The organism is Salinivibrio sp. IB574, assembly GCF_001996205.1.
GTDB lineage: Bacteria > Pseudomonadota > Gammaproteobacteria > Enterobacterales > Vibrionaceae > Salinivibrio > Salinivibrio proteolyticus.
The window spans coordinates 46,581-59,621 of record NZ_MUFN01000003.1 but is presented as its reverse complement, the minus strand read 5'-3'; the positions used below and the strand labels follow the sequence as shown (position 1 = coordinate 59,621).

Below are 13,041 nucleotides of genomic sequence, written 5' to 3'. Positions count from 1 at the left end.
TCAATTAAGTGGAACAAAGGGGCGTTGTCAGCCCTCTTGGACGAATAGAAAGCGGTGTGACCCTTAAGCCACACCGCCATACATTATCCGAGGCGATAGTTAGGCGCTTCTTTGGTGATGGTCACATCGTGAGCGTGTGACTCTTTCATGCCCGCGCCAGTCACGCGAACAAATTGCGCTTTGGTGCGTAAATCGTTGATGGTGGCAGAGCCAGTCAGACCCATGCATGAACGCAAACCGCCCATTTGTTGGTGGATGATTTCTTTCATCATGCCTTTGTAGTCTACGCGGCCTTCAATGCCTTCTGGGACCAATTTGTCGGCAGCATTGTCGCTTTGGAAGTAACGGTCAGATGAGCCTTTTGACATCGCGCCCACCGATCCCATACCACGGTACGATTTGTACGCGCGGCCTTGGTAAAGCTCAACTTCACCCGGTGATTCTTCCGTTCCTGCCAGCATGGAGCCAACCATCACACAGGATGCGCCAGCGGCAATCGCTTTACACATATCGCCCGAGAAGCGAATGCCACCGTCAGCAATGACCGGAATACCATATTCCTGCGCAACCGCTGCTGCATCACTGATAGCAGTAATTTGTGGTACGCCAACCCCGGTCACAATACGGGTGGTACAAATCGACCCTGGACCAATCCCTACTTTAACGGCATCAACACCAGCTTCAATCAGGGCACGAGCACCGTCTGCCGTGGCAACGTTACCCCCCACGATTTGCAGGTTTGGATACGCGGCGCGTGTATCACGAATGCGTTGTAACACGCCTTCAGAGTGGCCATGTGATGAGTCAATCAAAAGAACGTCAACACCGGCTTCCACCAAGGCGGCCACACGCTCTTCATTGCCCGCGCCAGCACCGACGGCGGCACCCACGCGCAGACGACCTTGCTCGTCTTTACAGGCATTTGGTTTGCTTTCTGCTTTCTGGAAGTCTTTTGCGGTGATCATGCCGCTTAGGTGGTGGTCTTGATTGACGACCAAGATTTTTTCTACGCGGTGCTGCTGCATCATTTGCTGAACTTGTTCTCGATCGGCACCTTCTTGCACCGTGGCTAAGCGCGACTTCGGCGTCATCACTTCATCAACACGCTTGCTCAAGTCAGACACAAAACGTACATCACGGCCGGTGATAATGCCGACAAGCTCTTTTTGTGCGTTAACCACTGGATAGCCGGCGAAACCGTTGCGTTCGGTGAGTGCTTTCACATCCGCAATGGTCATTTCTGGCGTCACTGTCACAGGGTTAGTGACCATGCCCGCTTCGTAAATTTTAACCAAGCGAACTTGCTCAGCTTGCTGTTCAATGGTCATGTTTTTGTGGATAAAACCAAGGCCACCTTCTTGCGCAAGTGCAATCGCCAGACGAGCTTCTGTCACCGTATCCATCGCTGCTGATAAAACAGGGATGTTCAGGCTAATAGAACGAGTCAGTTGGGTTCGCAGATCCGCAGTGTTCGGAAGAACAGTGGAATGGGCAGGGACGAGGAGTACATCGTCAAAGGTTAGCGCTTCTTTCGCGATTCTCAGCATTGCAATATCTCACACCAAAATTTGTGAAGGGGAACAAAATATTGCCGCAGCATTATACGTATAGCGCAAACGTTTGGCTACAGGTTTTTACTGAGAATTTTCATTTATTGGTGTCTTTGATTTTAGGCGCTTAATATTCAATCACTTCGGGTGAAAACGCCCACTCACGCACGGCATACGCTTAGCAATTGGCATCCTCAAACCAGACAGGTAGTATGCGTGCAGGTGAATGAAAAAGGTTGGCGACGTGAGCACAAACAATCGCAACATTTTGACGGTGTCTCGGCTGAATGCCGAAGTTCGGCTGTGTCTTGAGCGCGATATCGGCATTGTCTGGTTAAGCGGGGAGATTTCCAATTTTACCGCCGCAGTCTCGGGGCATTGGTATTTATCGCTAAAAGATAACCAAAGCCAAGTGAAATGTGCCATGTTCCGCGGTAACAACCGTCGTGTTACCTTCAAACCGAAAAATGGCGACCAGGTGTTAGTCCGCGCCCGAGTGTCCTTGTATGAGCCACGCGGTGACTATCAGTTGATCCTCGAAAGTATGCAACCTGAAGGGGATGGGCGGTTACAACAAGAGTTTGAGCAACGTAAGCAGGCGCTTGCGGCCGAAGGGCTTTTTGCTCAAAGCGAGAAAAAGCCGTTACCCGCTCAACCACGCCGTATTGGCATTATTACCTCCAAAACCGGCGCTGCCTTGCATGATATTCTGCATGTGCTCAAACGGCGCGATCCTAGCCTACCCGTGGTTATTTATCCTACGCTGGTGCAAGGGCGCGATGCCGCGGTCAGCATCGCGCAAGCCATTGGTCGTGCCAATAGCCGTGCAGAGTGTGATGTCTTGATTGTCGGTCGTGGCGGGGGATCGCTAGAAGATCTCTGGTGTTTTAATGAGGAAATCGTCGCCCGTACCATCGCTGCCAGCACAATTCCTATCGTCAGTGCGGTGGGCCATGAGGTGGATGTGACCATTGCTGATTTTGTCGCTGACATGCGCGCCCCAACCCCTTCAGCTGCTGCGGAGCTGGTTAGCCGCGATCTGAGTTATCGGCTTCAGCAATACCAGCAACGCGAGCAGGCACTCAGTCGCGCGATGGCCGATGTGCTTTATCGTCAGCAACGCCATCTCACCCAATTGTCGCACCGTTTGTCCCACCAGCATCCGCGCACGCGCTTACAACAGCAAAGCCAGCGATTAGATGAGCTACAACGGCGCATGCAACAGGCGATGATGACCAAAATTCGTCGCGCTCAGGCGCAATGTAGCCAGTTGGACGGCCGATTGCAGCGTGCAACGCCAATCCACACCATTCATCGCCAGCAAGGGCATGTGAGCCAGCTTGAGCAGCGTCTTAATCACGCCATGGACGCTCACTTGCAGCACGCACAACAGCGTTTGCATACCCTGATGGCAACCTTAGATGCCGTTAGCCCACTGGCCACCCTAACCCGAGGTTATTCCATCACGCGTACGGACGATGGCAAAGTGGTGACCCAGACCGATCAGCTTAGCGTGGGTCAAACACTACATACCCATCTGCGTGAGGGTGACATCACAAGTACGGTCACCGCGCTTGCACCGGCTTGTGTCTCCCCCACGCAGGATTAACCTCTGCACAACCGACTTCTCTCTGATCTGGTTGTGATCGCCTGATCGAGGGGTTAATGCCCCTTGATCAGCTTCCTACCCTAAAAAGAATATTTATCAATACACTTCCCGAAAGCATAAGTTACATGTTCTGCATTTGGATTTTAAGCGATATAAAAAACTGTTTGGGTATCTATTTTGGACGTGATCCAGAATTAATGAAAAGAGAATAGCGTCAGGTGATGGTTGAATTCTCACCGCTCAAAAACCCGCCTAGCGCGGTATTACAGCGGATCGTTTCACTGACTGTAACCTGCAATTTAATGTGATTTAGATCACTTTATTTCCGCAAAAGATCATGAAAAGGATCATAGAGCGGTAAGAAAGATCAAAAAAAGCCCAGCGCGATGGCTGGGCGAGTCATTATTTTTTGTTTCGGTTTTTCACCATATCCATCAAGCGCTTGCGCTGTCTGGACTGAGAAAGCGTCAGCTTCTCTTTCTTCCCTTCATACGGGTTTTCACTATTCTGGAACTGGATCTTAATCGGGGTGCCCATAATATCGAGCGTCCGGCGATAGTAGTTCATTAAATAGCGCTTGTAGGAGTCCGGAAGTTCATTGACCAAGTTACCGTGAATCACCACAATCGGTGGGTTATAGCCCCCGGCGTGTGCATATTTCAGCTTCACTCGGCGACCTCGAATCATCGGCGGTTGGTGGTCGTCCTGCGCCATCTTCATGATGCGCGTCAGCATCGATGTGCCTACACGCTTAGTCGCTGACTCATAGGCTTCTTGAATCGACTCAAACAAGTGACCCACACCCGTACCATGCAGGGCAGATATAAAGTGAACACGCGCAAAGTCGACAAAACCAAGACGGCGGTCGAGCTCTGATTTGACGCGCTCTTTCACTTCGCTATCCAATCCATCCCACTTGTTAACTGCCAGCACAATAGAGCGTCCGGCATTCAAGGCAAAGCCCAGTAGGCTTAAGTCTTGGTCAGAGATGTTTTCGCGCGCATCAATCACCAGCAACACCACATTGGCGTCTTCAATCGCTTTAAGGGTTTGGATGACCGAGAACTTCTCGACTTTATCCGTCACGCGCTTACGACGTCGTACACCGGCGGTGTCAATCATCACGTATTCGCGTCCATCACGCTCCATAGGAATGTAGATAGAGTCGCGTGTGGTGCCCGGCATATCGTAAACCACCACGCGCTCCTCGCCGAGCATGCGGTTGGTTAGGGTCGATTTACCCACATTTGGACGGCCAATAATGCCGATTTTAATCGGCTGGGCTTGGAGGCGGGCGTACTCATTTTCCGCTTCCTCTTCGGTCATGGTGGTTTCGTCTACCGGCTCGATATCATCCTCACCGGTGAGATCAACCAAGCCAGCTTCTTGGTCTTCTTTAGCTTGTTCCGCGAACGGCATCAGCGCACGATTGATCAAGGTACTTACACCGCGACCATGTGCGGCCGCAATTTGGTACATGTTGTCCATGCCTAATTGCCAAAAGTCAGACGCGGCGGTGTCCGGATCCATCCCGTCGACCTTATTCACCACCAAGAAAGATGTTTTTTCACGGGTGCGAATATGCTGCGCAATTTCTTGGTCGGCCGGGGTTAAACCCACACGACCATCAACCATAAACAGGACAACGTCTGCTTCTTCAATGGCGGCCAAAGACTGCTCAGCCATTTTGGTTTCTACGCCTTCCTCGGTGCCATCAATGCCGCCGGTATCGATCACGATGAACTCATGTTCACCCAGCATCGCTTTACCGTATTTTCGATCCCTGGTCAGTCCCGGAAAGTCCGCTACTAGCGCATCACGCGTGCGGGTTAGACGATTAAAGAGCGTCGATTTCCCCACGTTCGGGCGCCCTACAAGGGCAATAACAGGAATCATGTAGACCTCTTCTCTTTCATTCTCTTATCAATGAACAAGGCTCCTCACTGTCAGAGCAGTCAGGAGCCCAAAATAGTTATGTTGGCTAATTCTACTCGATGGTCAGTTTTCTCATTTGACCATCACGTGTGATCACAATATAGCCGTTATCCGTTTGTACTGGCGCAACGGCGATGCCATTACCTTCCAGTGACTGCTGAGCAACAAACTCACCGGTTTGTGGATCAAGCCAGTGCAAATAACCTTGGCTGTCACCCACCATGATGTAACCACTGCTCGCCGAAGGTGGCGTGAGAATCCGGTATTCCAGTTCAGTGTTACGCCATTTTTCTAGGCCGTTGCGCGCATCCAATGCCACGATATCGTCTTTATCATCAATCAGATAAACGGTGTTGCCCGCAACCATAAAGTCTGTCGCTGTCGAAAAATCACGCTTCCACGCCGCTTGGCCAGAGCGCAAATCAATCGACACCAACTGACCATTATACCCCACCGCGTACAGGCGGTCGCCTTCAATCACCGGAGTGGCATCCACATCGACCAGACGATCAATTTCGGTCGCCCCTTTCGGCGTGGCAATTGGAATTTGCCAGAGCGAGCGACCATCTTGGATCATCGCCGCGCCCAATCGACCATTGGCCATGCCCCAGAATAAACCGCCGGAGATAGTGACGGGCGCACTGTCGCCACGCAAGCTGAGATTGGGCACATCGTTGGTGTTGTTCCATTGCACTTCACCCGATTCGGCGTCCAACGCAACTAGCTCACCGCGGCTGGTATTGACCACGACCAGTCCAGCTTCAACCAAGGGTTTTGACAGGATTTCGCCGTTGACGTTTTGTTGCCAAACGAGCTCACCGTTTTCGGCATCCAGTGCATAAAGCACCCCAGTTTCCGCGCCGACATAGACTTTCCCGTAAGACGCACTCAAACCGCCCGAGAGCAACGCAGGTACATCGGTTTGCACTGATTGTTCCCATACCGACTGACCGGTCTGTAAATCATACGCGCCGATAAGGCCGTTACGATCTGCGGCAAAGACTTTGTCATAAGCCACGACCGGACGCAGTGCAGAGTAATAATGACCGACGCCATCACCGACTTGTGCTTTCCATTGCAAGCTTGGGGTAAATTGGCTATTCACCGTCGGCAATGGTGCCATTTGCACCACATCTTCTTCACCGGCACAACCGGCGAGCAACGCCAAGGCAGCTGCCATCGCCGCCCCACGCCATAATCCTTTTGTCATACCGCGACCTTACTGACTGAGGTTGTTAAGCTTCATATTGACGGTTGGGTTCTCTGCCGCTGCAAGTGACGCCGCATAGGCGCTACGTGCCGCATCTTTGTCGCCTTTAAGCAGCATGATATCACCACGGATCTCTTCCACTTTCGCGTGCCAGCTTGGTGCCTTCACGCTATCGAGCTCAGTCACTGCGGTGTCATAATTACCTAACTCCGCCTCAATCCGCGCAAGACGAGTGGCAATTAAACCATGAATGGCATCGTCTTTAACCCAAGCACTGGCTTGGCGCAGCTGTTCGCTCGCTTGCGCAAGCTCCCCTTGTTCAACCAGTTTTTTCGCCAATTGCATGGCAGCTAACGCACGATAGCCTTCGTGGTCTTCGCTTTTAACCACGTTCTCAAGGGCGGCGGTTTCGCCTTTGTCCAGACCACTAAGCGCTTGAACATATTGCTGTGAGGCTTGTTCCTTGCTCTCAGTCACGTGTGCTTGGTAGTAACGCCATCCATATAGCACACCCAATCCGACTACAGCGCCAATAACAACGGCTTTGCCGTTATCTCGCCACCACTTTTTAATCGCTTCAACTTGCTGTTCTTCTGTGGTGTAGACGTCCACGATCTGTCCTCTCTAAATCAAATCTGCGAGTGTCGCGGCGACCTCGTCTTGTTTCAAGGTTTGCTGCTCGCCGCCTTTCAAATCTTTTACTGCCACGGTGCCATTCGCGACTTCATCTTCGCCAAGCACCAGTGCCACAGACGCACCGACTTTGTCCGCACGTTTAAATTGTTTTTTGAAGTTACCCCCGCCAAAGTGCGACATAACACGTAGGCCCGGGACTTGCTCACGTAAGCGCTCAGCCAGCTGCATACCGGCAACGAGGCTACCTTCTCCAACCGTGACAACATACACATCCACAGCAGGACGCACATCATCTTGGTTCAGGGTTTCGAGCATCAGAACGAGACGCTCGAGGCCCATCGCGAATCCAACCGCAGGCGTCGCTTTACCGCCGAGTTGTTCAACCAGACCATCATAGCGACCGCCGCCACATACTGTACCTTGGGCGCCAAGGCTGTCTGTGATCCACTCGAACACGGTGCGGTTGTAGTAATCAAGGCCACGGACCAAACGGTGGTTAACCTCGTATTGGATGCCTGCTGCGTCCAAGAGTTCACACAAGCCGGCAAAATGCTGCTTCGATTCCTCATCGAGGTAGTCGCTCAGCTTAGGAGCATCCACCAGAATGGCTTGGATGTCAGCATTTTTGGTATCCAACACACGTAATGGGTTGGTTTTCATGCGGCGTTTGCTGTCTTCATCCAAAACAGATTCATGCTGCATCAAAAAATTCACCAAGGCTTGGCGATAGTCAGCACGCGCTTGTGGCGAGCCAATTGAATTAAGCTCTAAACGGACGTGATCGGCAATGCCTAGCTCACGCCAGAGACGCGCCGTCATCATGATAAGTTCAGCGTCGACGTCTGGGCCATCGATGCCAAACACTTCCACACCAAATTGGTGGAATTGACGATAGCGGCCTTTTTGTGGACGCTCGTGACGGAACATTGGGCCAGTGTACCAAAGGCGATGTTCTTGGTTATAAAGCAAGCCATTTTCAATACCGGCACGCACACAACCCGCTGTCCCTTCAGGACGCAGTGTGAGGCTGTCACCATTGCGATCATCAAAGGTGTACATTTCTTTTTCGACAACGTCGGTGACTTCACCGATGGCGCGGCTAAAAAGATGGGTTGCTTCCACGATAGGCATGCGTACTTCGCTATACCCGTAAGCACTGACCACCTGCTTGACCGTGTTCTCTAGTTTTTGCCATAGGGGAGACTGAGACGGGAGGCAATCGTTCATGCCTCGAATTGCTTGAATTGTTTTAGCCACGTTAACTTCCGTTACCGATTAAAGAGTGAGAATGGAGAAGGCGGCCGTTAGGCTTCGCCTTCCTTTTCAATTTGTGAGACGTCGATGCGGTTCTTTTCATCCATCATCGCCGCTTTCGCGCGAATTTTTGCCTCAAGTGCGTCGACAAGGTTCTCGTTATCAAAACGCTCTTTCTGACGCTTGCCATCGAGGTAATAGGCGCTGCGTTTGTTGCCACCCGCCAAGCCTAGGTGAGAGACTTCGGCTTCACCGGGCCCATTCACCACACAGCCAATGACAGAAACATCCATCGGTGTGGTGATGTCTTCAAGGCGCTGCTCGAGCGCATTCACGGTTCCTATCACATCAAATTCTTGACGCGAACAGCTTGGGCAGGCAATAAAGTTCACCCCGCGTGAACGGATCCGCAGTGATTTTAAAATATCAAAACCGACTTTGATTTCTTCTACCGGATCAGCGGCAAGGGATACACGCAAGGTATCACCAATGCCTTCCGCTAATAGCATCCCTAGGCCCACCGCAGATTTAACCGCACCCGCACGGGCGCCACCCGCTTCGGTAATGCCAAGGTGCAGCGGTTGATCGATTTGCTGCGCCAATTTTCGATATGACTCGACGGCCAAGAATACGTCTGAGGCTTTCACGCTGACTTTAAATTGATCAAAGTTGAGCCGATCCAGGATATCGACATGGCGCATCGCTGACTCAACTAGCGCGTCTGGGGTCGGTTCGCCATATTTTTCTTGTAAATCACGCTCCAGTGAGCCGCCATTCACGCCAATACGGATCGGGATATTCTTATCTCGCGCAGCATCCACCACGGCACGAATGCGTTCTTCACGGCCTATATTACCGGGATTGATGCGCAAGCAATCCACACCGTATTCTGCGACTTTTAAGGCAATACGGTAGTCAAAGTGGATATCCGCGACCAACGGGATCGAGGTTTGCGCCTTGATCAATTTAAAGGCTTCAGCCGCATCCATCGTCGGTACCGAGACACGTACAATGTCGGCGCCCACTTTTTCTAGCGCTTTAATTTGCGCTACTGTGGCATCTACATCTGTGGTGCGTGTATTGGTCATCGATTGCACCGCTATCGGCGCACCATCACCAATGGGAACATTACCGACGTAAATACGTTTAGACGGACGGCGTTTAATCGGGGATTCGGTATGCATGTCGACGTTCTCTGATTACTGCGGAAGGCGCAACCGTGCCACTTGGCCGGTTGGATAGCCATCAAGATCAATATTATCGCCATTAAAAGTAATGGTCACCGCACTCGGGGCGCCCAATACCAGTTGATAAGGCGGCTCACCGTTTAAAGTCAGTGCATCGCCGTTGGTTTTAATGCCCGTGGCCAAGCGCGCACCGGTGGCATCACGGACGTCAATCCAGCAATCGCTGCTAAAGCGCATGACCAATGTGTTGTCCGCAGCGACCGGCGCTTCGTTATCATTGCCGACACTGTCATTGGCAGCGCGCTGGGCTTCATCGATTTGTTCGCTGATGCTCGGTTCGCTGGTCGTTGACTCTGGCGCCACGGCTTGTGTCGCTTGTTGTCCTTCGCTAGAGGCCGGTACCGACGGCTCTGGTTCAGCGTCCGAGATAGGTGCTTGTGCAGGATCAGCCACCGGCATGGTATCGGTGTCATTCGGTGTGGTCACCAACTCGTCCGCTGCTTGCTGAGGCACTAACGGTTCGACGGTTTGTTGATTTTGCCAGTACCAAGCACCCGTGATCCCAACCAAGATCAGCGCAATCACTCCTGAGAGCATCATCAAACGGCTCTCGCTTTTCTGACGACGTGTTTTGCGTGAAAAGCTCTGCATTTTTTGAATTGTCTCAGAACTATTAGCGTCGATATCCTGTTCTTCTAACAATTTATTCGAATCAATTTGCAGCAACTTAGCGTAGGATCGCAAATAGCCACGTGTAAACGTGGCCAATTGATCGGTATCTGGATTGTTGTTTTCGAGATCTTCAATCACGCTCACGCGCAATCTCAGCCTGTCGGCAACATCGCGAACACTCCAGCCCATTTTTTCACGCGCTTGCTTTAATACTTCCCCGGGCGCAGGTTGAGTATGTGTTTGCGCTTGTTCTTCCGTCTGTTCAGTATTCATTCGCTAGGTACAATTGATATTCTTTGGATTCTGGAAACTGTTGCGCCAATCGTTGTGCATCATGGGCAGCTTGCTCCGCGTTGCCTTGTTGTTGATGTGCCTTCACTAAAAGCAGTAGCCCCGCAGGGCGCTCGCCGACCTGTCTTTGCAAACGTTGAATACGTGCGATAGCACGCGTCTCTTGCCCATCTTCGATTTCAAGTTTGGCAAGTTGCAATCCTGACCGTACTCGAAGTGGGTCATGATCGACGGCTTTTTCAAACAAGGCTTTTGCACTTTGCCTTTCCCCAGCCGTTAGCTGACAAAAGGCGGCATTTTCATAACTGTCTGACACCCGATGATAATACGGTTGCGCAATGGCTTGCAAAAATGCTTGCTTCGCCGCAGCAAAACGCCGCTGCTCACACAAAAATACACCGTAATTGTTATATACGTCGCCATTATCGGGCGCCTGGCGCAATGCTTGTTGATAAAAACGGTCGGCTTTTTCACTTTCTCCGACACGTTGTTGATAATACGCCATTGACAGCAAGGCACGATAGTAGTCTGGCGCATATCGTAGCGCTTGTTGTAAGTTTTGCTGCGCTTGTTGATAGCGATCACTGTTTAGGTAGCCTAATCCCAGCGATATTCGGGCATCCGCCGCCCGAATACTATCAAATTCTGAACTTTTTTGCTTTTCTACTGGCGTTGCACATCCAGCCAACGTCATGATGAGTAAGAGTACACAGCCAGTACGGTGCATGTCCCTATCCTTTTTTCTGAGCCTAACGGTCAGACTGGACGAACAGGGATAACCTCCTGTGCACCCAGTCGCTTCTCGGCGCGTTTGGTTCGATCAATGATATCGCCGGCTAATTGCCCACAAGCGGCATCAATATCATCTCCACGCGTCTTGCGTACCGTCACGGTAAAGTCGTATTCCATCAAGGTTTTCATAAACCTATCGATACGAGAATTACTCGGTTTCTTGTACGGAGACTCAGGATACGGGTTAAATGGAATAAGGTTAATCTTCGCTGGCGTATCTTTCAGTAGCTCTGCGAGCTGACGCGCATGCTCCATATAATCATTGACATGATCGAGCAAAATATACTCAACCGTGACACGACCACGGTTCGCATTCGATGTCGCAATATAACGGCGCACGGCATCAAGGAATGCCTCAATGTCCCAGCGGTCATTGATTGGCATGATCTGGCTGCGAAGCTCATCATTCGGCGCATGCAGAGAAATCGCCAACGCTACGTCGATTTTACCGATCATTTGCTCAAGACCTGATACAACCCCTGAGGTTGAGACCGTCACGCGACGCTTCGATAGGCCGTAGGCGTTATCATCTAGCATCAGGTTCAACGCTGGGATCAGGTTTTTCATGTTCAGTAATGGCTCGCCCATGCCCATCATCACCACGTTGGTGATCGGACGGCGACCGGTTTCTTTTTCAATCCCGATTTCTTTCGACGCACGCCATACCTGACCGATGATCTCAGACACGCGCAAGTTGCGGTTAAAGCCTTGGGCACCGGTCGAACAGAATTTACAGTCCAACGCACAACCAACCTGCGAAGACACACACAAGGTTGCCCGGTCATCTTCTGGGATATAGACGGTTTCAACATCTTGACCAGCCACACGCATGGCCCATTTAATGGTGCCATCTTTTGAGTACTGGGCCGATGCCACTTCTGGTGCGCGGATCTCCGCCACACGCTTGAGTTTCTCACGCAACTTCTTGTTGATGTTGTTCATCTCATCGAAGTCGTCGCAACCGAAGTGATAGATCCACTTCATGACTTGGTCGGCACGGAATGCCTTTTCGCCGAGCTCGTCAGCAAAATATGCACGGAGTGCCTGCCTGTCAAAATCAAGCAGATTAACTTTCTCTGTTGTCATTGGGGGTTGCCTCGTAAGAACTAGCTGTGTGGTAAAGACAAGTATATTCGCCATTGCGTCACGCTGCTTGTCCGCCCTGTTATGCTAACAAGGGGCTGGCGTGCGCGCTCAAGGCGCGAAATTGTACAGGCTTTAGATCACAGTTTCCACTCTCAGCGAGCAGGGTTATTTGCACTTAAGACGTAAAAAAAGAGGCCAACGCCTCTTTTTAAAACACCCGTGCGCTAAAAGCGGGATTAGCAACGAGGATGGATCTCATCGGCCGTGAAGAAGTAAGCAATTTCACGCTCAGCAGACGCGGGGCTATCCGAGCCATGCACTGAGTTGTATTGCATGCTTTCTGCAAAATCGGCGCGCAAGGTGCCACAGGCCGCTTCTTCTGGGTTGGTTTTCCCCATTAGCTCGCGATAACGGCTAATCGCGCCCTCACCTTCTAGCACTTGGACCATAATGGGACCCGAGGTCATAAACTCAACCAGTGACGCAAAGAACGGTTTGCCTTGGTGTTCGGCATAAAACCCTTCTGCTTGCTCCTTGGTCAGATGCAGCATTTTCGCTGCGACAATACGCAAACCAGCACTTTCGATACGCTGATAGATAGCACCAATGAGGTTACGCTCTACGGCATCAGGCTTGACGATAGAAAAAGTGCGTTCAATGGTCATTCGCTTTTCCTTTCACTCTCTATAATGGGCCTCAAGGGACGATACGGGCCTACCCTAGCAGACTTTATCCGTGCGCCCTAAGCCTAATCAGGCGAAGCGTTAACTGGCACAAAAAATCAGTGACATGCTTCGCCTGTTTTCAGTCAATGAGCGA

The 13,041-nt window shown here is 51.4% G+C and carries 11 protein-coding genes; 1 reads left to right on the top strand and 10 read right to left on the bottom strand.

Annotated elements, in window-relative coordinates:
• Positions 1-83: 83 nt before the first annotated feature.
• A complete protein-coding gene (gene guaB, locus BZJ17_RS02305) occupies positions 84-1,547 on the bottom strand; it encodes an IMP dehydrogenase (RefSeq protein ID WP_069590671.1) in 1,464 nt (487 codons plus the stop codon).
• 247 nt (positions 1,548-1,794) lie between these two features.
• On the opposite strand from guaB, the gene xseA reads away from it, so the two are divergent.
• Positions 1,795-3,159 (top strand): exodeoxyribonuclease VII large subunit, encoded by a 1,365-nt coding sequence (xseA, locus tag BZJ17_RS02300; RefSeq protein ID WP_241836741.1) that lies wholly within the window; start codon positions 1,795-1,797, stop codon positions 3,157-3,159.
• A 402-nt stretch (positions 3,160-3,561) separates the two neighbouring features.
• On the opposite strand, the gene der is transcribed toward xseA, so the two are convergent.
• The 9 genes from der to ndk all read right to left on the bottom strand — a co-directional run bounded on the left by der (position 3,562) and on the right by ndk (position 12,887).
• Positions 3,562-5,055: a ribosome biogenesis GTPase Der gene (gene der, locus BZJ17_RS02295; RefSeq protein ID WP_069590670.1), complete on the bottom strand. Its 1,494-nt coding sequence runs from the start codon at positions 5,053-5,055 to the stop codon at positions 3,562-3,564.
• A 91-nt stretch (positions 5,056-5,146) separates the two neighbouring features.
• Complete coding sequence (bamB, locus tag BZJ17_RS02290) at positions 5,147-6,304, bottom strand: outer membrane protein assembly factor BamB (RefSeq protein ID WP_077456460.1); 1,158 nt, start codon at positions 6,302-6,304, stop codon at positions 5,147-5,149.
• 9 nt (positions 6,305-6,313) lie between these two features.
• On the bottom strand, positions 6,314-6,916 hold the full coding sequence (locus tag BZJ17_RS02285) for a tetratricopeptide repeat protein (RefSeq protein WP_077456458.1): 603 nt from the start codon (positions 6,914-6,916) through the stop codon (positions 6,314-6,316).
• Positions 6,917-6,928: 12 nt separating this feature from the next.
• On the bottom strand, positions 6,929-8,197 hold the full coding sequence (gene hisS / locus BZJ17_RS02280; RefSeq protein ID WP_077456456.1) for a histidine--tRNA ligase: 1,269 nt from the start codon (positions 8,195-8,197) through the stop codon (positions 6,929-6,931).
• A 47-nt stretch (positions 8,198-8,244) separates the two neighbouring features.
• Complete coding sequence (ispG, locus tag BZJ17_RS02275) at positions 8,245-9,378, bottom strand: flavodoxin-dependent (E)-4-hydroxy-3-methylbut-2-enyl-diphosphate synthase (RefSeq protein WP_069590662.1); 1,134 nt, start codon at positions 9,376-9,378, stop codon at positions 8,245-8,247.
• A 15-nt stretch (positions 9,379-9,393) separates the two neighbouring features.
• A complete protein-coding gene (gene rodZ / locus BZJ17_RS02270) occupies positions 9,394-10,326 on the bottom strand; it encodes a cytoskeleton protein RodZ (RefSeq protein WP_077639634.1) in 933 nt (310 codons plus the stop codon).
• Entirely contained in the window at positions 10,316-11,071 is a 756-nt protein-coding gene (pilW, locus tag BZJ17_RS02265; protein ID WP_077456452.1) for a type IV pilus biogenesis/stability protein PilW, read from the bottom strand. Before pilW ends, rodZ begins: the two co-directional genes overlap by 11 nt.
• 29 nt (positions 11,072-11,100) lie before the next feature.
• Positions 11,101-12,222: a bifunctional tRNA (adenosine(37)-C2)-methyltransferase TrmG/ribosomal RNA large subunit methyltransferase RlmN gene (locus BZJ17_RS02260; RefSeq protein WP_069590656.1), complete on the bottom strand. Its 1,122-nt coding sequence runs from the start codon at positions 12,220-12,222 to the stop codon at positions 11,101-11,103.
• A gap of 236 nt (positions 12,223-12,458) precedes the next feature.
• Positions 12,459-12,887 (bottom strand): nucleoside-diphosphate kinase, encoded by a 429-nt coding sequence (gene ndk / locus BZJ17_RS02255; RefSeq protein WP_077456448.1) that lies wholly within the window; start codon positions 12,885-12,887, stop codon positions 12,459-12,461.
• Positions 12,888-13,041 lie beyond the last annotated feature (154 nt).

Excerpts from the sequence above, each read along its gene's own strand:
- guaB (WP_069590671.1), bottom strand. The coding sequence starts at position 1,547 with ATGCTGAGAATCGCGAAAGAAGCGCTAACCTTTGACGATGTACTCCTC.
- rodZ (WP_077639634.1), bottom strand. The coding sequence starts at position 10,326 with ATGAATACTGAACAGACGGAAGAACAAGCGCAAACACATACTCAACCT.
- pilW (WP_077456452.1), bottom strand. The coding sequence starts at position 11,071 with ATGCACCGTACTGGCTGTGTACTCTTACTCATCATGACGTTGGCTGGA.
- ispG (WP_069590662.1), bottom strand. The coding sequence starts at position 9,378 with ATGCATACCGAATCCCCGATTAAACGCCGTCCGTCTAAACGTATTTAC.
- bamB (WP_077456460.1), bottom strand. The coding sequence starts at position 6,304 with ATGACAAAAGGATTATGGCGTGGGGCGGCGATGGCAGCTGCCTTGGCG.
- der (WP_069590670.1), bottom strand. The coding sequence starts at position 5,055 with ATGATTCCTGTTATTGCCCTTGTAGGGCGCCCGAACGTGGGGAAATCG.
- BZJ17_RS02260 (WP_069590656.1), bottom strand. The coding sequence starts at position 12,222 with ATGACAACAGAGAAAGTTAATCTGCTTGATTTTGACAGGCAGGCACTC.
- ndk (WP_077456448.1), bottom strand. The coding sequence starts at position 12,887 with ATGACCATTGAACGCACTTTTTCTATCGTCAAGCCTGATGCCGTAGAG.